This window comes from Streptomyces sp. NPDC014891 (assembly GCF_043081085.1).
Classification (GTDB): Bacteria; Actinomycetota; Actinomycetes; order Streptomycetales; family Streptomycetaceae; genus Streptomyces.
This window is the reverse complement of record NZ_JBIBWF010000006.1, coordinates 239099-259281: the sequence shown is the minus strand read 5'-3', so window position 1 is coordinate 259281 and position 20183 is coordinate 239099. Positions and strand designations below refer to the sequence as shown.

17 protein-coding genes are annotated in these 20183 nt (G+C 74.1%); 8 read left to right on the top strand and 9 right to left on the bottom strand.

The window, feature by feature from the left end; translation table 11 throughout:
* Positions 1–221 precede the first annotated feature (221 nt).
* On the top strand, positions 222–1685 hold the full coding sequence (locus ACF09E_RS19600) for a cytochrome P450 (protein WP_392206282.1): 1464 nt from the start codon (positions 222–224) through the stop codon (positions 1683–1685).
* A 73-nt stretch (positions 1686–1758) separates the two neighbouring features.
* Here ACF09E_RS19600 and ACF09E_RS19595 read toward each other — a convergent pair whose 3' ends face one another.
* Positions 1759–2751 carry a hypothetical protein gene (locus ACF09E_RS19595; RefSeq protein ID WP_392206413.1) on the bottom strand — a complete coding sequence of 331 codons (993 nt, stop codon included), beginning with the start codon at positions 2749–2751 and terminating at the stop codon, positions 1759–1761.
* Positions 2752–2969: 218 nt separating this feature from the next.
* Between ACF09E_RS19595 and ACF09E_RS19590 the strand changes: the two genes are divergently transcribed.
* The gene (locus ACF09E_RS19590; RefSeq protein ID WP_388804597.1) at positions 2970–3569 is read left to right on the top strand and encodes a MerR family transcriptional regulator; all 600 of its coding nucleotides are present in this window, start codon (positions 2970–2972) and stop codon (positions 3567–3569) included.
* A gap of 191 nt (positions 3570–3760) precedes the next feature.
* Here the strand turns inward: ACF09E_RS19590 and ACF09E_RS19585 are convergent, their stop codons facing one another.
* On the bottom strand, positions 3761–4594 hold the full coding sequence (locus tag ACF09E_RS19585) for a siderophore-interacting protein (RefSeq protein WP_392206281.1): 834 nt from the start codon (positions 4592–4594) through the stop codon (positions 3761–3763).
* 111 nt (positions 4595–4705) lie between these two features.
* Entirely contained in the window at positions 4706–5611 is a 906-nt protein-coding gene (locus ACF09E_RS19580; RefSeq protein ID WP_392206412.1) for a 5'-3' exonuclease H3TH domain-containing protein, read from the bottom strand.
* A gap of 405 nt (positions 5612–6016) precedes the next feature.
* Here ACF09E_RS19580 and ACF09E_RS19575 point away from each other — a divergent pair, with 405 nt between their 5' ends.
* The 4 genes from ACF09E_RS19575 (at position 6017) to ACF09E_RS19560 (ending at position 10471) form a co-directional block, all read left to right on the top strand.
* A complete protein-coding gene (locus ACF09E_RS19575) occupies positions 6017–7207 on the top strand; it encodes a glycine betaine/L-proline ABC transporter ATP-binding protein (protein WP_392206280.1) in 1191 nt (396 codons plus the stop codon).
* Positions 7200–8996, top strand: coding sequence for an ABC transporter permease/substrate binding protein (locus ACF09E_RS19570; protein ID WP_392206279.1), 1797 nt, complete (start codon positions 7200–7202; stop codon positions 8994–8996). The genes ACF09E_RS19575 and ACF09E_RS19570 overlap by 8 nt, the downstream gene beginning before the upstream one ends.
* 186 nt (positions 8997–9182) lie before the next feature.
* Positions 9183–9734, top strand: coding sequence for a helix-turn-helix domain-containing protein (locus tag ACF09E_RS19565; RefSeq protein WP_361859687.1), 552 nt, complete (start codon positions 9183–9185; stop codon positions 9732–9734).
* On the top strand, positions 9731–10471 hold the full coding sequence (locus ACF09E_RS19560) for a helical backbone metal receptor (protein ID WP_392206278.1): 741 nt from the start codon (positions 9731–9733) through the stop codon (positions 10469–10471). Before ACF09E_RS19565 ends, ACF09E_RS19560 begins: the two co-directional genes overlap by 4 nt.
* Here the strand turns inward: ACF09E_RS19560 and ACF09E_RS19555 are convergent.
* A complete protein-coding gene (locus ACF09E_RS19555; protein WP_392206277.1) occupies positions 10398–11570 on the bottom strand; it encodes a TDT family transporter in 1173 nt (390 codons plus the stop codon). The genes ACF09E_RS19560 and ACF09E_RS19555 overlap by 74 nt on opposite strands.
* A gap of 70 nt (positions 11571–11640) precedes the next feature.
* Between ACF09E_RS19555 and ACF09E_RS19550 the strand changes: the two genes are divergently transcribed.
* Positions 11641–12642 (top strand): LysR family transcriptional regulator, encoded by a 1002-nt coding sequence (locus tag ACF09E_RS19550; protein ID WP_392206276.1) that lies wholly within the window; start codon positions 11641–11643, stop codon positions 12640–12642.
* A gap of 36 nt (positions 12643–12678) precedes the next feature.
* Here ACF09E_RS19550 and ACF09E_RS19545 read toward each other — a convergent pair whose 3' ends face one another.
* A complete protein-coding gene (locus ACF09E_RS19545) occupies positions 12679–14307 on the bottom strand; it encodes an amidohydrolase (RefSeq protein ID WP_392206275.1) in 1629 nt (542 codons plus the stop codon).
* Between the two features lie 375 nt (positions 14308–14682).
* Positions 14683–15333: a TetR family transcriptional regulator gene (locus ACF09E_RS19540; RefSeq protein ID WP_361863302.1), complete on the bottom strand. Its 651-nt coding sequence runs from the start codon at positions 15331–15333 to the stop codon at positions 14683–14685.
* Positions 15334–15401: 68 nt separating this feature from the next.
* Here ACF09E_RS19540 and ACF09E_RS19535 point away from each other — a divergent pair, with 68 nt between their 5' ends.
* A complete protein-coding gene (locus ACF09E_RS19535) occupies positions 15402–16856 on the top strand; it encodes a purine-cytosine permease family protein (protein WP_392206274.1) in 1455 nt (484 codons plus the stop codon).
* 89 nt (positions 16857–16945) lie between these two features.
* Here ACF09E_RS19535 and ACF09E_RS19530 read toward each other — a convergent pair whose 3' ends face one another.
* From ACF09E_RS19530 to ACF09E_RS19520, 3 genes are all read right to left on the bottom strand, one after another.
* The gene (locus tag ACF09E_RS19530; RefSeq protein ID WP_392206273.1) at positions 16946–17716 is read right to left on the bottom strand and encodes a gamma-glutamyl-gamma-aminobutyrate hydrolase family protein; all 771 of its coding nucleotides are present in this window, start codon (positions 17714–17716) and stop codon (positions 16946–16948) included.
* 75 nt (positions 17717–17791) lie between these two features.
* Positions 17792–19246: an ethanolamine permease gene (gene eat, locus ACF09E_RS19525; protein ID WP_388804630.1), complete on the bottom strand. Its 1455-nt coding sequence runs from the start codon at positions 19244–19246 to the stop codon at positions 17792–17794.
* Between the two features lie 174 nt (positions 19247–19420).
* The gene (locus tag ACF09E_RS19520) at positions 19421–20149 is read right to left on the bottom strand and encodes a FadR/GntR family transcriptional regulator (protein WP_392206272.1); all 729 of its coding nucleotides are present in this window, start codon (positions 20147–20149) and stop codon (positions 19421–19423) included.
* Positions 20150–20183 lie beyond the last annotated feature (34 nt).

The following is a 20183-nucleotide window of genomic DNA, read 5'->3' as shown; positions in this document are numbered from 1 at the left end:
AGGCCGAGTGCCCGTGGCGACCACGCCACGGGCACTCGGCCTTTCCGTTTCTCCCGGCCCGTGATCGTCCACGGCGGCGCGGCCTCCGCCTGTCCGATGGTCATACCGAGCCGGTCGACCCCCCGTCGTCCACAGGCCGTCGTCCACAGGGGTGGCGCCCGCCCGGCCGTTCCGATTGCATGGACTCACAAGCAGGAAAGGCCAGTTGGGGAGGGACGTTCATGACCACGCAAGCCGGTCGTTCAAACACGGGGGCCCAGGACGAAGGGCGGCCGCCCACCGGGAAACGCGGCGAGCAGCATCCACCGCAGACGCGGGCGGAGACACCGCACGAACCACCGACCGCGGTTCCGGTTGTCGTCGACGGACCCCGCGGCATCCCCCTCCTCGGCAGCCTCCCCGCCTTCGGGAAGGACCCACTGGCCTTCTTCGAACAACTCCGGGACCGCGGCGACATCGTCCGCTGGCGCTTCGGCCGCAAACCCTCCCTCTTCATCGCCCACCCCGACACCGTCGGCGAACTCCTCACCGAGGTCGAGCGGACCTTCGACCAGCCCGACCTCGGCATCGCCTTCCGCACCCTCCTCGGGAACGGCGTCATCGTCTCCAAGGGAGCCGACTGGCGCCGCAAGCGCTCCCTCGTGCAACCCTCCGTACGCCCGAAGCAGGTCCGCTCCTACGCGGCCACCATGTCCGAATGCGCCGTGGACCTCGCCGACCGCTGGTCCGACGGCGCGCACATCGACATCAAGAAGGAGATGGCCGCCCTCACCCAACTCGTCGCCGTCCGCACCATCTTCGGCGTCGACACCGCCGCCGACGCCGACGCCATCGGACAGGCCATGGACGTCGCGCAGAAGGAGATCGGCGCCGAGTTCAGCGGCATCGGAGCCATCCTCCCCGACTGGCTGCCCACCCCCGGACGCGCCCGCATCAAGCGCGCCACCGCCGTCATCGACGCCGAGGTCGCCCGCGTCGTCTCCCGCCACCGCGACGGCGACACCGAACGCCCCGACCTCCTCAGCCGCCTCCTCGCCGCCCGCGACGAGACCGGCGCACCCCTCTCCGACCAGGAGATCCGCGACGAGACCGTCACCCTCTACATCGGCGGCCACGAGACCACCAGCTCCACCCTCGTCTGGACCTGGTACCTGCTCTCCCGCAACCCCCACGTCCGGGCCACCCTCACCGAGGAACTCGACCGGGTCCTCGCCGACCACGAACCCGGCTACGACGACTACGCCTCCCTCACCTACACCCAGGCCGTCATCAAGGAGACCCTCCGGCTCTACCCCACGATCTGGCTGCTCACCGGCCTCGCGAAGGAGGGCGCCACCCTCGGCGGCAAGCCCGTCCCCGTCGGAACCCGTGTCTGGTCCAGCCAGTGGGCCACCCAGCGCGACCCCCGCTGGTACGGCGACGCGGAGGCCTTCCGCCCCGAGCGCTGGATCGAACGGGACGGACAGCCCGCCGAGGAGATACCCGAATACGCGTGGTTCCCCTTCGGCGGCGGTCCCCGCGTCTGCCTCGGCACCCGGTTCGCCCTCGTCGAAGCGGTCCTGATCCTCGCGGTCCTGGCCCGCCGCTACGACGTGGACGTCACCACCGAGGAGGTCCTCCCGGTCCCCAGCCTCACACTCCAGCCGGACCGGGACGTCCTGGCGACGGTACGGGCACGGGGCTGAACACGAGGCTGAACCCGGGGGCGCCGTCCTCGGCCGGGCGGAGGACGGCGATCACGGAATCGATGGTCAGCGATCACGGACCGACCGATGGGCGGCGATCGTGGGCCGGCCGAGGACGGTGATGACGGGCCGGTGGATCGCCGGCGACCACTGGCCGGCGACCGGCGGCCGACCGCCGGTCAGGGGAGTGCGGGTTCGGGCCGGCGGTGGTCGGCCCCCGGAGTGAGAGGGTCGCGGACGCCGCGGTCAGCAGGACGATCGCCCCCGCGCCCGCCGCCGTCGCGCCGTCCGGAGCGAGCAGGGCCTGGCCGCGCAGGGCCTGCCAGGTCAGCAGGACGAAGGTCGCCGAGTACGCGGCGGCGGCCGTCAGGGTGAGGCGGAGGCGCACGCGTTCGTCGGCGAGGCGGGTGAAGCGCGGTGCGAGCGCGGCGAGTACGAGCAGGAGCAGCGGCAGCACCTGGAGCGCGTGCATGCCGAAGAAATGCGGGATGCGCAGGTCGCCGCCGTCGCTCGCCCAGCCGGTCACGGGCATCGACGGGCCCCCGTCCGGTACGCCGACGGAGTGGGCGCCCACGATCGGGGAACCGTCGACCGCCTGCTGCTCCGGTGTCGGACTGACCATCAGGAAGCCGACGGCGGCCCCCGCCAGGGCGATCAGCGAGGACAGCCGGACGGCCCAGGCCGTCGCCCGGTCGAGGATCCTGGCGCGCAGCAGGAGGACGGCGATGGCCAGCGCGCCCAGCCAGAGCACGAGGACGGTGGCGCCCATGAGTTGGAAGACGGTGTTGTCGAAGGGCGTCGCCTGGTTGAAGTGACTCCGCTCGCCCCGGATGACCTGGAGGGTGATGAGCACCATCTCGGCGGCGCTCGCGGCGGTCACCACGGTGCCGGCCCACCAGCCGACCCGGCGCCCCCGGGGGAGCAGGGTCAGCATCCAGGCGAGCGAGAGCGCGTACGCGACGAACGAGACCGAGAACTTGAACGGCTTGGTCCAGATCGGTACGCCGACCAGGACGCGGTCGTCGACGGCGATGCCGACGGCGGAGACGAGGGCGAGGACCCCCATGGAGGCGGCGAACCAGACGAGCGGCCGGTGGAGCCGTGCCGGTGCGTCGGTGGGCGATAAGGACATACGGATCCCCCCCGTGGGAAAGTATGGATAGCGGCACTAGCCGCTATCTGATAGCGCCACTATCTATGATGGGGAGTCGGTCGGCAAGGCCGAAGCGGGAACAGAAGGGTGAACGCGCTTTGCGCATCGGAGAGTTGAGTCGCAGGACCGGGGTGTCCATCCCGACGATCAAGTTCTATGTACGGGAGGGACTGCTGCCCGCTGGGGAACTGACGAGCCCCAACCAGGCCTCGTACGGAGAGACGCACGTGCAGCGCCTCCGCCTGATCCGGGCGCTCCTCGATGTGGGAGGTCTGTCGGTGGCGGCGATCCGCGAGGTGATCGTCGCGGTCGACGACCCCGACCGCTCGGTGCACATGATGCTGGGCACGGTGGCCTCGGGCCTGGTGCCGCGCTACGACCGCGAACCGCACGCCGGGATCGAGGAGGCGCGGAAGCGGGTCGCGGCGCTGATCGCCGCGCGCGGCTGGCGGGTCGACCCCGGCAACCCGGCGTCCGAGGCGCTCGCGGTGGCCCTGGCCGCCGTCGACGAGGCCGGACACGGCGCGTTCGTGCAGGTCCTGGACACGTACGCGGACGCGGCGGAGCGGGTGGCGCGGACCGACCTCGACTACGTCGCGGGCAACGTGGCGCGCGAGGAACTGGTGGAGAGCGTGGTCGTCGGCACGGTCATCGGCGACGCGATCTTCTCCGCGCTCCGGCGGATGGTCCACACCGACACCTCGGACCGCATGTTCGGAGAGGCGACCTAGCGGACGTCCGGCCGGGGGAGGGGCGCGGGCCGCCCGGTGCGGCCCGGCCCGGCGTGGCGCGGCCTGGTCGAGCTGCGCCGGCCGGTCCCGGCCGGCCGGCTCCGGGAGTCGCGGGTGTGAACGGCGCGGGGCCCGGAGGCTCTGCCCCCGGGCCCCGCTCGCACGGTGAGCCGGTCTGCCGGCTCCGTGCCTCAGTTCTCCTGCTCGCGCTCCACCTGGTCGTTCCACTCGCGCTTGATCGCGCGCCAGGCCTCGTCCGACTTGCCCAGGCGCCAGTAGCCCGAGATGGACAGCCGCTCGCGCGGAACCCCGCGGTCCAGGCGCAGATGGCGGCGGAGGTCCTTCACGAAGCCCGCCTCGCCGTGGACGAAGGCGTGCACGTCGCCCGCCGGGAAGTCCAGTCCCTGCACGGCCTCCACGAGCGCCGCGCCCACCGGGCGGTCGCCGCGGTGCAGCCAGGTGACCTCGATGCCGTCCTCCGTCGCGAACTTCTGCTCCTCGGCGCCGTCCGGGATCTCCACGAACGCGTGCACCCGGGCGCCCGAGGGCAGCCGCTCCAGGGCCGCCGCGATCGCCGGCAGCGCGCTCTCGTCGCCCGCGAGCAGGTGCCAGTCCGCCGCCGGGTCCGGCGCGTAGCCGCCGCCGGGGCCGAGGAAGCGCACCGTCTCGCCGGCCTGTGCCCGTGCCGCCCAGGGGCCCGCGAGCCCCTCGTCGCCGTGCACGACGAAGTCGACGGTCAGCTCGCGGTGGACCGGGTCCCAGGCCCGCACGGTGTACGTCCGCGTCGTCGGCCACTCCTCCCGGGGGAACTCCGCCCGGATCCGGTCCATGTCGAACGGCTCCGGATAGGCGACGCCCTCGGGGGCGAAGAGCAGCTTCACGTAGTGGTCGGTGTACGTGCCGACCTCGAAGGCGTCGAGGCCCGGGCCGCCCAGGACGACCCGCACCATGTGCGGGGTGATGCGTTCGGTGCGGACCACGCGCGCTTCGGTGGCCTTCGGTGCCTTGCGGGGCTGCTCCGCCACGGGTGGCTCTCCTGACTCGACATGACTCGACGCCGATGCGGCGTAAGGGTTACTTAGGTATGCCTAAGCTAGCACCCCGGGGCGTGGTCGCCCCAGTGCGGCCCGATTCCGTCAGTGCGCCAGGACCGGGAGCAGACGGCCGACCGCCCCGCCCAGGCCCCAGCGCTTCGCGAGGGCGTCGAGGGCCGCCGGGTCGCGGGGGGCCTTCGGCAGGGTCGCGTCGAACTCCGGCAGCGGTACGTCCCCGGCGACGCGGACCACCGTCGGGGCGACGTCCAGATAGGCGGCCGCCTCCACGATGCCGCGCCGCTTGGCCGGCGTCAGCTTCGACGTACGGTCCCCGGCCGCCGCCCGTACGCCCGCCAGGTCTCCGTACTCCGTGACCAGCTGCGCCGCCGTCTTCTCGCCGATGCCCTTCACGCCGGGGAGGCCGTCGCTGGCGTCGCCGCGCAGCGCCGCGAAGTCCGCGTACTGGTCGGGGCGCACCCCGTACTTGGCGGCGATGAACTCCGCGTCCACCAGGTCGCAGTCGCCGACGCCCTTGCGCGGGTACAGGACGCGTACGCCCCGGGCGTCGTCCACCAGCTGGAAGAGGTCCCGGTCGCCCGTGACGATGTCCACCGGCCCGGGCGCACGGCCCGCGAGAGTCCCGATCACGTCGTCCGCCTCGTAGCCCGCGGCCCCGATCCGGGCGATGCCGAGCGCGGCCAGGACGTCCTCGATCACCGGCACCTGCGGGGACAGGGTGTCCGGGATCTCCTCCTCGTCCGGGCCGGTCTCCGTCTCCTCGGCCACCCGGTGCGCCTTGTACGAGGGGATCAGATCGACCCGCCACTGGGGGCGCCAGTCGTCGTCCCAGCAGGCCACGAGCTCGTCCGGCCGGTGGTCCTGCACCAGTCGGGTGATGAAGTCGAGGAGTCCGCGCACGGCGTTCACGGGCGAGCCGTCGGGGGCGCGGACGGAGTCCGGCACGCCGAAGTAGGCGCGGAAGTAGAGGCTGGCGGTGTCCAGGAGCATCAGGCGTCGAGTCACCTGCGTGATCCTAGGCCTCGGGACGCTTGCGGGGTCGGGGGACGCGTGCGTCGCCCGGGCGGGGGTCCACCGGCAGGGGGCGAGCGCCCGGCAGCGCCCGCCCGCTCATCGCCCCCGTCCGTACGCTCCGCGCGCCCGCACCTGTCGTCGTGCCCCTCGCGGACGCACACGGTGCCGTTCGCGGTTCCGGATCCCCTCGCGTGACCCCCGTCACCTTTGCGTTTGCACTCTCGGGGCCCGGGCAGGCGCGAGCCCGGAGCGGAACCCGGTACGGGATTCAACAAAAGGATCCCCGTACGCGACGGGCCCGCGGGCCGATCCCGCCCGCTCCACGGCCCTACCGCGCGGGGGTGGCAGGGGCCGTTTTTCGTTGCTACCCGTGAGGTTCATGTGTCAAGGCTCCAGGCAGATCACCTGTTCAAGGTGTTCGGCAGACGACCTGAGGAAGCCGTCCGCAGGCTCGCCGCCGGCGCCGACCGGGAGGAGCTGCGGGCCGAGGGGACGACGGCGGCTGTCGTGGACGCCGGTTTCGTCGTGGAGCCCGGCCAGATCTTCGTCGTGATGGGCCTCTCCGGGTCCGGCAAGTCGACCCTCCTCCGCATGCTGAACGGCCTGCTGGAGCCCACCGCCGGCCGGGTCCTCTTCGACGGGCGGGACCTCACCGCGCTGTCGCCCCGCGAGCTGCGCGCGGTGCGCTCCACCAAGATCAGCATGGTGTTCCAGCACTTCGCGCTGTTCCCGCACCGGAACGTCCTGGAGAACGCCGCGTACGGCCTGGAGGTCCAGGGTGTCGCGCGTGCCGAGCGCGAGTCCCGGGCCGCCGAGGCCCTGGAACTCTGCGGCCTCGCCGGCTGGGAGAAGTCCTGGCCCGACGAGCTCTCCGGCGGCATGCAGCAGCGCGTCGGCCTGGCCCGCGCCCTCGCGACCGACGCCGACCTGCTCCTCATGGACGAGTCCTTCAGCGCCCTCGACCCGCTGATCCGCCGCGACATGCAGGACCAGCTCCTCGTCCTCCAGCAGCGGCTGAAGAAGACCATCGTCTTCATCACCCACGACCTGAACGAGGCGATGCGCCTCGGCGACCGGATCGCCGTCATGCGCGACGGCCGGATCGTGCAGCTCGGCACCGCCGAGGACATCCTGGTCCGCCCCGCCGACGACTACGTCGCCTCCTTCATCCAGGACGTCGACCGCTCCCGGGTGCTCACCGCCTCCGCCGTCATGACGGCCGGCGCCACCCCCGCCGAGTGCCCCGACGACTGCCCCTGCCGGCCGGTCGGACCGGACACGCTCGTCGCCGACCTGTGCGCCGAGGCCGCCCGCGCCCCGCACCCCGTGACCGTGAAGGACTCCGACGGCGCCGTCCTCGGAGTCGTACCGGCGGAGCGGCTGCTCGCCGTGATGGGCGGACTGGGCGCCCGGGACGCCGACCACCCGGACGGCGCGTCCGCCGGTGGCCCCGCCGCCCCCGGCCGGACGTCCCGCGGAGCCGCGGACGACGTGCCCGCCGGCCCCGAGGGCGACGCGGACGACACCGCGGCCGCCACCCGCGCGAAGAAGGAGCTGACCGCCCGTGCCTAGGCTTCCCCTCGGCGACTGGGTCGACAGCTCCGTCGACTGGCTCCAGTCCCAGTTCTCCTGGCTCTTCGACGCCGTCAGCGGCGGCGTCACCGGCCTCTACGACGGCATCGACGCCGTCCTCTCCGCGCCCCAGCCGCTGATCTTCGCCGGCATCCTCGCCGTCGTCGCCTGGTGGCTGCGCGGGCTCGCCGCCGGCGTGCTCGCCTTCGCCGGCTTCGTGCTCGTCGACTCGGTCCAGCTGTGGGACGAGGCGATGGCGACGCTCTCGCTCGTCCTCGTCGCGACGCTGGTCACCCTCGTGATCGCCGTACCGCTCGGCATCTGGGCGGCCCGCTCGAAGCACGTCAGCGCCGTGCTCCGGCCGGTCCTCGACTTCATGCAGACCATGCCGGCCATGGTGTACCTCATCCCCGGCATCATCTTCTTCGGCGTCGGCGTCGTTCCCGGCATCATCGCCACCATCGTCTTCGCGCTGCCCCCGGGCGTCCGCATGACCGAGCTGGGCATCCGGCAGGTCGACGGCGAACTCGTCGAGGCCGCCGAGGCGTTCGGCACCACGCCCCGCAGCACCCTGCTGCGCGTGCAGCTGCCGCTGGCCCTGCCGACGATCATGGCGGGCGTCAACCAGGTCATCATGCTCGGCCTGTCCATGGTCGTCATCGCCGGCATGGTCGGCGGCGGCGGGCTCGGCGGCGCCGTCTACCGCGCCATCGGCAACGTCGACATCGGCCTCGGCTTCGAGGCGGGCGTCTCCATCGTCGTCCTCGCCATGTACCTCGACCGGATGACCGGCGCCCTCGGCCGCCAGGTCTCCCCGCTCGGCCGCCGCGCCGCCGCCAAGGCCCGCGCCGCGCTCTCCGCCAAGCGTCCCGGGGCCAAGCTGTGGGCCCACCGCCCCCAGCCCGTCACCGCGCTCGTCGGCGTCGTCGTCCTCGCCCTCGTCGCCGGCGGCACCGGCATCCTCGGCGGCCACGGAGCGGGCTCGGCCACCGCCGGCAACGGCAAGAAGGTCAGCATCGGCTACATCCCCTGGGACGAGGGCATCGCCTCCACGTTCCTCTGGAAGGAGCTCCTGGAGCGCCGCGGGTACGAGGTCGACACCAAGCAGCTGGAGGCCGGCGCGCTCTACACCGGCCTGGCCGGCGGCCAGCTCGACTTCCAGACCGACTCCTGGCTGCCCGTCACCCACGCCCAGTACTGGGAGAAGTACAAGAACAAGCTGGAGGACCTCGGCTCCTGGTACGGCCCCACCTCCCTGGAGCTCTCCGTCCCCTCGTACGTGAAGGGCGTCGACTCGCTCGCCGACCTCAAGGGCAAGTCCGGGCAGTTCAAGGGCCGGATCGTCGGCATCGAGCCCAGCGCCGGCATGATGGGCATCCTCAAGGACAAGGTCGTCAAGGAGTACGGGCTCCAGGGTGAGTACAAGGTCGTCGACGGCTCCACGCCCGGGATGCTCGCCGAGCTGAAGCGCGCCTACGAGCGCAAGGAACCGGTCGTGGTGACGCTCTGGTCGCCGCACTGGGCCTACTCCGCCCACGACCTGAAGAAGCTCGCCGACCCCAAGGGCTCCTGGGGCAAGGGCGACGGCGTCCACACCCTGGCCCGCAAGGGATTCTCCGCCGAGAACCCCGAGGTCGGAGCCTGGCTGAAGAACTTCGAGCTCACCGAGAAGCAGCTCACCGACCTCGAAGCCGTCATCCAGGAGACCGGCAAGGGCAAGGAGCAGGAGGCCGTCCGCACCTGGCTGGACGACAACCCGGGCCTCGCCGAGAAGCTCACGCCGCAGTAGACCGGCGGCCGCCTCCCGGCGGCCGGCGGAGACAGGTGAACAGTACCTGTCCGAAAAGGGGTGGTCGCCGAACGTGTTCGGCGACCACCCCTTTTCGTCACGACGCGAAACCCCGCCCCAAAGCTGCGTAAGGTTCAGGTAACCGCCCGGTACGGGTACGCACGAGGCACGAGGGAGGGGGCCGACATGGACGAGAAGGAATCACCCCGCGTGGGAGCGGCCGTCAAGAGGCGACGCAGAGCGCTCCAGCTGACGCTGGCCGTCGTCTCCTCGCGCAGCGGACTGTCCGTGCCCTTCCTCAGCCAGGTCGAGAACGACCGGGCCCGCCCCAGCTCCCGCTCCCTCGGGCTCGTCGCCGACGCCCTGGAGACCACCGCGGCCGAACTCCTGGCCGCCGCCGAGGCCTCCCGCACCGTCGACGTCGTCCGGGCGGACGAGACCTCCCCCGCCCTCCCGCCCGGCGTCCGGGCGATCGTCCGCGGCCGCCACCAGCTGCACGCCCTGGAGTTCACCGGCGAGCAGGACGCGGGACGCGAGTTCCAGCACCGCAACGACGAACTGCTGTACGTGGCCGACGGGGCCGCCGAGGTCGAGGCGGAGGGACGCGCGTACCGCCTCGGGCGCGGCGACACCCTCTACCTCTCGGGCGGGGTCCGGCACCGCTGGCGCGCCACGGAGGCCGGCACCCGGCTCCTCGTCGTCGCCGTCGCCGAGCACGTCGAGGCCGAGGAGGAGTGAGCGCCGGCCGCGGCACGGTCGCCAGGGTCGTCTCCCTGGTGCCGTCCCTGACCGAGGCCGTCGCCGTCACCGCGCCCGGCCTGGTCGTCGGGGCCACGGACTGGTGCAGCCACCCCGCGGGCCTCGGCGCGGCGCGGATCGGCGGGACCAAGAACCCCGACGTCCACGCGATCGCCGGCCTCCGCCCCGACCTCGTCCTCGCCAACGAGGAGGAGAACCGGGCCGCCGACCTCGCCGCACTCCGGGCCGCCGGGCTCGACGTCCTGGTCACCGACATCCGCACCCTCGACGAGGGCTTCAGCGAGCTGGAGCGGGTCCTCGCCGCGTGCGGCGCGCCCCGCCGGCCCCGCTGGCTCGACGACGCCGAGGCGGCCTGGGCCGCGGTCGCCCCCGAGAGGGAGTCCACCGCCGTGGTGCCGATCTGGCGGCGCCCCTGGATGGTCCTCGGCCGGGACACCTTCGCCGGCGACCTGCTGGCCCGCCTCGGCGTCCGCAACCTGTACGCCGACCACCCCGAGCGCTACCCCCGGCTGCCGCTCGACGAGCTCCGCGCCGCCGCGCCCGACCTCGTCGTCCTGCCCGACGAGCCGTACCGCTTCACGCCCGACGACGGCCCCGAGGCCTTCCCCGGGACCGCCGCCGCGCTCGTCGACGGACGTCACCTCACCTGGTACGGCCCGTCCCTCGTCGAGGCGCCGCGGGTGCTGGAGCGGGCGCTGCGGGCAGCGCGCCGCTGAGCAGGCCGCGGACCGTGTGGGTCCCGGCCACCAGCCAGGCCGCGACGAGGAACACGTACAGGCCGATCGCGAGCCACCGGAACGCGGCCAGACCGGTGTGCTGCGCGAGCCCCTCGGCGCCGGTCACACAGGTCCCGACGGGGAACGTGAACGCCCAGAAGGTCATCGCGAAACCCATCCCGCGCCGCCGTGCCCGCAGCACCAGCGCACCGGCGAGCGCCAGCCACAGCAGGGCGAAGCCCATCACGGGCACGCCGTAGAGGACGGCGAAGGACGCGAAGCCGTGCGCGTACGGGGCGGGGAGCACGCCCGGCGCGACGTCGGCGAACTTGTTCGCGGCGGTCGTCGACTGGCCGAGCGGGCCGAGGACGAGGAAGAGGGTGGGGGTGAGGGCGAGGGGCAGCGGGCCGCCCGTCACCAGCCGGCCGAACACCAGCGGCAGCATGACCAGCGTCGCGAGGAGGCTGAGGCCGAACATCCCCCAGCAGGCGAGGAGCAGGGTCTCCTGGGCCTGGCCCGCGGGCAGGTGGGGCACCAGCAGCGGGCCGAGCGCGGCGGAGACCATGGGGGCGACGACCGGGAGCAGCCACACCGGGGACGCGCCCTCGATCCGGTGGTGCACGACCATGAGGTACGGGATGCCGACGGCGGCGGCCAGTCCGACGACCGTGCCGACGGTGAACAGGACGGCGTCCAGCGCGACGGCGGCGGGCAGCCCGATCCAGTCCCGGCCCACGATCACGGCGCCGCCGCCGACCGCGAGCAGCGCCATCGACAGACAGCCGTAGAACGGCGCCACGGCCGGGTCCAGGAGGTGGGCGCGGGCCTGGTCGCGGTGGCGGACCCAGTGCGCGGTACGGGCGGCGACCAGGGCGAGCAGCATCGCGAGGGACAGCGCCCAGACCGCCGCGCAGGCCGTGCGGAGGCCGGGGAGGTCGACGGGGAGCCCCGCGCCCGCACTGGCCACGATGGCCGTCCCCATCACGGCGGCGTACCAGTTGGGTCCGAGGTGGCGGACGGAGCGGGCCGGTGAGGCGTCCGGCCGGGCGCCGGGGGTGGTGGCGCGGACGGCGGGGAGGGGAGGTGCGAGGCTTGCCATGACTCCACCGTCGTCCGATCGCCCCGCCCCCACCAGGGATCATGCGGCTATGACGTCATAAGCTGGCTTTATGGCCAGCAACGGGGAGCACCGCGGGGAGCGGCACGAGGAGCAGCGGGCGGGCGGGCACAGGACCGAGGCGTACGGCTCCGGGGGCCGGGCCCAGCTCCATCACCGGGTCCCCGACCTCGGGGCGCTGGAGCTGCTCCTCGCCGTCGCGCGGCACGGGAGCCTCGGCGCGGCCGCGCGGGAGGTCGGCATCACCCAGCCCGCGGCCAGCAGCCGGATCCGGTCGATGGAGCGGCAGCTCGGGGTGGCCCTGGTCGACCGTTCGCCGCGCGGTTCGCGGCTCACGGACGCGGGCGCGCTCGTCACCGACTGGGCGCGGCGCATCGTCGAGGCGGCCGAGGCCTTCGACGCGGGCGCGCAGGCGCTGCGGGGGAGGCGGGACTCCCGGCTGAGGGTGGCCGCGTCGATGACGATCGCCGAGTACCTGCTGCCCGGCTGGCTGATCGCGCTGCGCGCCGAGCGCCCTGGCACGGCGGTGTCGCTCCAGGCGGGGAACTCGGCGGTCGTCGCGGAGCGGTTGCTCGCGAACGAGGCGGACATGGGCTTCGTGGAGGGCCTCGCGGTGCCGGACGGCCTCGACGGGGTCGTCGTCGCGCACGACCGGCTGGTGATCGTGGCCGCGCCCTCGCACCCCTGGGCGCGCCGCCGCGGCCCGCTGGACCCGGCGGAGCTCGCCGCCACCCCGCTGGTCCTGCGGGAACGCGGCTCGGGCACCCGGCAGGTGCTCGACGCGGCCCTTTCGGGCCACGGCGGCCTCGCGCAGCCGCTGCTCGAACTCGCCTCGACGACGGCGGTCAAGGCCGCGGCGGTCAGCGGGGCGGGGCCGGCCGTCCTCAGCGAACTCGCGGTCGCCGAGGAACTGGCCTCGCGGCGACTGGTCGCCATCCCGGTGGAGGGGGCGCGGCTGCGCCGCGACCTCCGCGCGGTCTGGCCGTCCGGCCACCGCCCGACGGGCCCGGCCCGCGACCTCCTGTCCCTGACCCGGGCCCGTCCCACGGGCTGAACGGCGGGGCGGGCGCGCGCCACCGTCGTGCGTTCGTCAGACCCCCGCGGCCCGGTGCGTGATCCGGCCGTCCAGGACCGTCAGCAGGACCGGGAGGTCCGGCAGGTCCGTCGCCGGGGTCGTCAGCGGGCTGTCCGCGAAGACCGTGAGGTCGGCGCGGAAGCCGAGCGCGAGCCGTCCCGCCTCGTGCTCCTCGCCCGCCGCGTACGCCGCCGCCGTCGTCATGCCGCGCAGCGCCTCCAGCGCGGTCAGGGCCTGCTCGGGGCCGTGCGGCGGGCTGCCGAGGTCGCGGCCGGGGCGCCGGTGCCGAGCGCCGGCCATGACGCCGAGCGGCGGGAACGGGGCGATCGGCCAGTCGGAGCCGAGGACCACCGCGGCCCCCGAGTCGACCAGGTCCCGGCAGCGCCACGCGCGCGAGGCGCGCTCCTCGCCGAGGCGGCGCGACCAGTTGTCGGTGTGGTCGGCGCGGGTGAAGTCGCAGCAGTGGGTGGGCTGCATGGAGGCGATCACCCCCAGCTCCGCGAAGCGGCGCAGGGTGTCGTCCGGGACGGTCTCGATGTGCTCGACCCGGTGCCGCACCGTGCCCCGCTCGCCGCCCCGCGCCTTCTCGACGGCGTCGAGCGCGTGCCGCACGGCCGCGTCGCCGATGGCGTGGGTGGCGGTCGCGACCCCGGCCCGGTGCAGCTCGCCGACGATGCGGGTGTACGCCTCGGGGTCCGGCCAGAACGCGTGGGTGGACTCCCCGTGGCAGTCGGGCTTCTCCAGCCACGCGGTGCCGTTGTCGATGGTGCCGTCCATGAAGAGCTTCACGCCCGCGACCCGCCAGAGCGCGCCGCCGACGCCCTGCCCGGCGATGAGGTCCCGTACGCCGTCCTCGTCCGTGCCGGGCTGGCACCAGGGCGCCACCCGCAGGCGGAGCGCCAGGTCGCCGGCCGCGTCGAGCTCCCCGTACAGGGCGAGGCTCTCGCCGTTCGCGTCCATGACGTGGCCGCCGGTGAGTCCGGCCGCGGCCATGGACCGCAGGGCCGCGGCCAGCCGTTCGCGGCTCTCCCCGGCCGTCGGGCGCGGGGCGACCCGTTCGACGAGCTCGCAGGCGGCGTCCTCCTGGAGCAGTCCGGTCGGCCGGCCGGAGGCGTCGCAGACGACCTCGGCGGAGGCCTGGGCGAAGGTGCGGGGGCCGTCGACCCCGGCGAGTTCCAGGGCGCGGCGGCTGGCGAGCGCCGAGTGGGCGTCGAAGAGCAGCAGGAAGGCGGGGACGCCGTCGAGGACCGCGTCGAAGGGGGCGATGCCGACGGGGTGGTCGCCGAAGACGTTCGGGTCGAGGCCCCAGCCGAAGAGCCAGTCGCCCCGGCCGAGGTTCCGGACCTCGCGGGCGAGGGCTTCCCGTACGTCGTCCAGGTCGGAGCAGTACGACAGGTCGAGGCCGTGGGTCAGCTCGGCGCCGGTCACGGGGTGCACGTGCCCGTCGACGAGCCCGGGGGTGACCACGGCGCCCTTGAGGTCCACGACGGTGGTGCCGGGCCCGGCGAGCGCGCGGATGTCGCGGTCGTCGCCGAGGGCGGCGATCCGGCCGTCGTCGGCGACGGCCAGCGCGGTGTCGGGCAGGAACGCCCCCGTGCCGGGGTCGAGCAGGCGGGCGGAGAGCAGGGCGAGTCGGATGCGCACGGGTGGCTCCAGGGAGGGACGGGGGAGGGGGTGAGGGTGGGGGCGGGGGTGTGGGGGTGGTGGTCGGAGGTCCCGGGGGACGGGACGGCGGGGCGGCCCGGGGTACGGGTCGGTCCCGGGTTCGGCGGCCGGCACGCGGGGGAGGACCCCTCGGGGCGCCGGGCCTCCCGGCCGCGGTCCGGCGGACGGGCCGTCACCCGGCGCCGCGTGACGGTACGCGGCCGTCGCCGCGTGCTGTCGCCGGACGGCCGGACGCCGGACAGCGCGTGCCGTCGCCGGACGCTGCGCGATGTCCGGCGGGCCGGGACCGGCACCCGGTGCCGGGGCGGGTGTGGGTGTGGTCGGCCGGATCCGCCCGGCCGGGCGCAGGTGCCGTCAGGCGGGTTCCCCCGGCGGCGGGACGTCGGACAGCGCGCCGTGCGGCAGCCCCAGCTCGCGTTCGGCGGTCGTGAGAGGCATGCGGGTCACCGCCGCCGGCCGGTCGGTCCGGTCGCTGTTGGCGTGGGCGCCGAGGCCGTCGAGCACCACCAGGATCTGGATGGCGGTGGCGCGCGGGTCGTCCGTGCGGAACTCGCCCCGCTCGACGCCCTCGCGGATCAGCTCCTCCAGCCGGTCGTCGGAGGCCAGCTCCTGCTCGGTGACCCGGTCGCGCAGGACGGGGCGGTAGCGGCTCAGGTGCCGGGCGTTGATCCACAGGCGGCTGATGTCGTCGTACTCCTCGCCCGCGGAGAGGGCGAAGTAGCGCGCGAGGTACTGCGTGGGGGTGCCGTGCGGCCGCTCCGCGGGCAGCAGGGAGTCGAGCTCGCCGGTGGCGGCCACGCTGAACGCCTCGCCCACCAGATCCTCCGCCGAGGGGAAGTAATGGCTGATCAGCCCCGGTCGGACGGCGAGCTCCTCGGCGATCCGCCGGAGGGTGACGCACTCCAGCCCCTCGGTCAGGGCCACCCGGGCGGCGGTCTCCACGATCTCCGCCCGCCGGGCTTCCGGGGTCTTCCGCACTCTCTTGCGCTGGACGCTTGACGACATAACCGTGATGCTATTGAGTGTGCGACCAATAAGCAACCAGGTGGGCACCCCACGCACCGGAGGGCCGCATGACTTCCACGATCCCCGACCCGCACCCGGGCTCCCGGGCCGCATCGGTCGCCCCGCGGGACGCCGACCGGCCCGGCCGGATCGAGGCCCACGGCATCGACCACATCCCCGACTCCGAGCGCCACGGACACCCCCGCGAGCTCTTCTCCGTCTGGGCGGCCGCGAACGTCAACTACCTGAGCCTGGTCATCGGCGGCGCCCTCGTCCTGATGGGCCTGAGCCTCTGGCAGGCCGTCGGCGTGATCGTCGTGGGCAACCTGCTCTGGGTGCTCCCCGGCCTCCTCGCCACCTCGGGCCCGGCCGCCGGCGCACCCAGCGAGGTCATCACCCGGGCCGTGTACGGCGTCCTCGGCAACCGCGTGAACAACGCGGTGGGCGGCTGGCTGGTCTCCGTCTGCTACTTCGCCCTGAACCTGGCCGCCGCGGCCACCGCCGCCTTCGCGCTCGTCGAGAAGGCCGGCATCACGGCCGGCACCCCCGTCGAGGTGGCCGTCATCGTGGTCATCGCCGCGCTCACGCTGATCATCAGCGTCTACGGACACGCCCTGATCGTCCGGCTCTACCTGCCGATCACCCTGGTCCTCGCCGGGGCCTTCGCCGTCGTCGCGTTCGCGGTCCTGCGGCACGCCGACTTCTCGTACGCCCCCGCGGAGCCGGCCCGCGGGGGCGAACTCTGGGCGCTGTTGCTCGCCGGCACCGCGATGATCGCCTCGGGCCCGCTCTCGTACACCACGAGCGCCGACTTCTCCCGCTACCTGCCCCGCACCGCCTCGAAGCGGGCGATCGCCGCCTGGACCGCGTTCGGTGCGTTCCTGCCCAGCGTCGTCGTCTGTTCGCTGGGGGCCTTCGCCGCCACCGCCGTCGACATGACCGACCCGCAGACCGCGCTCCAGGAGATCCTGCCCGGCTGGTTCGTCCCGCTCTTCCTGCTCGCCCTGGTCCTCGGCACCATCGCGATCAACGCGCTGACTGCGTACAGCGCGGGACTCGCGCTCCAGGCCGTGGGCCTGCGCGTCCGGCGCTCCGTCAGCGTGCTGTTCGACGGGGCCGTCGCCGTCGCCCTCACCCTCTACGGGCTGCTCGTCTCCAACTTCCTGGACACCGTCAGCAACGCCCTCCAGGTGATCATCGTCCTCAGCGGCCCCCTGATGGCGATCTACGCGACCGACGTGCTGCTGCGCCGGTGCCGCTACGACGGCCCCGCGCTCTCCGACGAGACCCCCGAGAGCCCCTTCTGGTACACCGGGGGCGTCAACCCGGCCGGCGGCCTCGCACTCGTCGGCGGCGTCACCGCGGCGGCCCTCTGCGTCGACACCCTCTACACGGGACCGGTCGCCGCCGCCCTCGGCGGGATCGACCTCTCCCTCCCGGCCGGCATGGGCGTCGCCGCCGCGCTCTACGCCCTCCTCATGCGGAAGGACCGCACCCTGCGCGAGGCCCGGGCCGGGGGGTGACCGGACACCGCCCCTCCCGCCCCGGACGGACGGCCGCCCCGGACGTGCGGCGGCGGCCTGTCCGGCGACGCCCGGAGACCGGGCCCGGCTCAGGGCGCCCCGGCGCCCGCCCCGGCCTGGCCCCCGGACGCCACCGGCTCCCGCGGGGCCGGCGCCGTCGGGGCCGGGCCGGCCGCCGCGCGCGCCGCCGCCGCTTCGACGAGTCCGCGCATCACCCGCAGGTCCTCGCCCATCTCCGGATGCCACTGGACGCCCAGGGCCCAGGCCGGGGCGGCCAGCTCGACCGCCTCGACGGTGCCGTCCTCCGCGTGGGCCGAGGCCGCGAGTCCGGCGCCGAGCCGGTCCACGGCCTGGTGGTGGTAGGTCGGGACCTCGGCGAGCTCGGGCACCAGGGCGGCGTACCGGCTCCCCGGCACCGGCTTCACCGGATGCCGGCCGATCACCCCGACCGCCTCGACGTGCCCGTCCAGGTGCTGCACCAGCGTCCCGCCGCGGGCCACGTTCAGGAGCTGCATGCCCCGGCAGATGCCGAGCAGCGGGGTCCCGGACGCGAGGGCCGCGTCGATCAGGGCCAGCTCCCAGGCGTCCCGCTCCCGGGCCGGCGGACCGGTGCGCGGGTCGGGCGCGGCCCCGTACCGCACGGGCTCCACGTCCGCCCCGCCCGCGACCACCAGGCCGTCGAGCCGGGCCACGACCGCCGCCGCGGCCTCCGGCGCGTCCGGCGGCAGCATCACCGCGATCCCCCCGCTCTCCTGGACGAGCCGGGGGTACGGCGCGGGGAGCAGCGCGGCCCGCATGTCCCACACGCCCCAGCGGGCCTGGTCCAGATAGGTGGTCACGCCGATGAGCGGCTTGGACACGGAACGTCCTCCGGGAGTACGGGACTGCGGGAGTGCGGGGCGGACGGGAGCTGAGGGGCGGTCGGGCGGTCGGGGTCAGTCACGTGCGAGTTCGGCCTCGGCGGCCGCGAGTGCCGCGAACTCCTCCTCGGGCGCCCGGGCCACCAGATGGTGTCGACTGTAGAACGCGAAGTAGGCGAGGGCGATCGCGTACACCCCGACGGCCATGAACGCCGCCGTCCGGTCGACCAGGAACGTCGCGACGAGGGCCGACAGGGCCAGGACGAAGGCCACCGACGAGGTGACGATCCCGCCGGGCGTGCGGTACGGCCGGTGCAGCCCCGGCTCGCGGCGCCGCAGCACGATGTGGGAGAGCGCCATCAGGGCGTACGAGATGGTGGCGCCGAACACGGCGATGTTCAGCATCCGGGCCCCGTCCCCGGTCCCGGCGGCCAGCGCGAAGCCGATCGCGCCCGGGATGAGGAGCCCCAGGTACGGCGACTTGCGGCGGCTGGTGAGGGAGAGGAAGCGGGGCAGGTAGCCCGCGCGGGAGAGGGCGAAGAGCTGGCGCGATCCCGCGTAGATGAGGGAGAAGAAGGAGGCGACCAGGCCGGCGAGGCCCGCGTAGTTCACGAAGCGGCTGAGCGCGGTCGGGTCCCCGTCGCCCTGGAGCGCCACGACCAGCGGGTTGCCCGCCTCGGAGACGGCGGCCGAGCCGCGCGCCCCGGTCGCGGCGAAGAAGGTCATCACGGCGAGCAGCACCAGGATCCCCATGGAGATCGCGAGGGCCTTCGGCATGGACCGCACCGGGTCCTTGGCCTCCTCGGCGGCGAGCGGCACGCCCTCCACGCCGAGGAAGAACCACATGCCGAAGGGGAACGCGGCCCAGATCCCGAGCAGACCGAACGGCAGCCAGGAGTTCGCGCCGAACGCCTCGCCGTCGACCGGGATGTCGTTCAGCCCGTCGACGTGGAAGTCGGTGAGGGCGCCGAGCGCGAAGACGACGAGCGCCGCGACCGCGATCGCCGTCACGATCAGGCTGAAGCGCAGGGCCTCGCCCACGCCCCACAGGTGGATGCCGATGAAGAGGGCGAAGCAGACCAGGTAGACCGGCCAGCCGGACTCCAGCCCGAACAGGCCGAGGGACTCGACGTAGTCGCCGATGAAGATGGAGATCGCGGCGGGCGCCAGGATGTACTCGATGAGGATCGCGGTGCCGGTGAGGAACCCGCCCCAGGTGCCGAGCGCCCGGCGGGCGAAGCCGTAGCCGCCGCCGGCGGTGGGCAGGATGGCGGAGAGCTCGGCGAGGGCGAAGACCAGGCAGGCGTACATCGCGCCCATCAGGACCGTGGCGATGGCGAGTCCGCCGAAGCCGCCCTTGGAGAGGCCGATGTTCCAGCCGGAGAAGTCCCCGGAGACGACGTAGGCGACGCCGAGCCCGGTGAGCAGCAGCCACCCGGCGCTGCCGCGGCGCAGTGCGCGGCGTTCCAGGTAGTCGTCCTGCGGTGGGGTGGTGCCTCCGGCACTCCCGGTGGTGTCTTCGAGCGTCATGGCAGCGTCAGCTCCCCGCAACGGGCCCAATGGATTGGTGCCATACCTTTGCGGTGCCGACCGGAGAGCGCAACCCCCGTGCGTTACTTTCGGGTTACGTACCCGGGGGCGCCCCGGTCGTACACCCGGGGGTTCCCGGGGGCGCCCCGGTCGCGTACCCCGGGGCGGCCCGCCTCATGTCAGGAAGCCCCGCAGCAGCGCGGCCGTCCCCGAGCAGTGCTCCCGCATCACCTCGCGCGCGGCGTCCGCGTCGCCGTCCAGGACCGCGTCCACCAGGGCGGTGTGCTGGTGCTGGGAGTGCTCCAGGTTGCGGACGAGCAGCGGGATGCAGTCCAGCAGGTCGTTCACCGTCGCCCGGACGGCCGCGTACTGCGCGGTGAGGGTGGGGGAGCCGGACAGCTCCGCCAGCGTGAGGTGGAGCAGGGTGTCCTGGCGGCGGTAGTCGGCGAGCGGGGCGTCGTGCGTCGCGGCCACGGCCGTCCGCAGCCGCTCGGCGCCCGCCGCGTCGAGGCCGTGGGCCGCGCAGAGCCCGGCCGCGCCGACCTCCAGGACCTCGCGGAAGCGCAGGGTGTCCTCCATGTCGACGGTGGCGATCCGGCGGCGCAGCTCGTCCTCGTCGGCGGTCTGGACGCGGGGCAGCACGAACGTCCCGCCGTAGCGGCCGCGCCGGCTCTCCACCAGGCCCTGCTCCTGGAGGACCTTGAGGACCTCGCGCAGGGTCACCCGGCTGATCCCCATCCGGTCCGCCAGCTCCCGCTCGGCGGGCAGCCGCTCGCCGCCGGGCACCAGCCCCAGCCGCACGACCTGGAGGATCTGCTCCAGGGCCTCCTCGAAGCCGTTGCCCGCCCGGACGGGCCGCAGCACGGGCGTCAGCCGGTCCGCCGGTTCACTCGTACGGGACACGTTCTCGATTCCCTTTCTGTCAGCACTTCCCAAG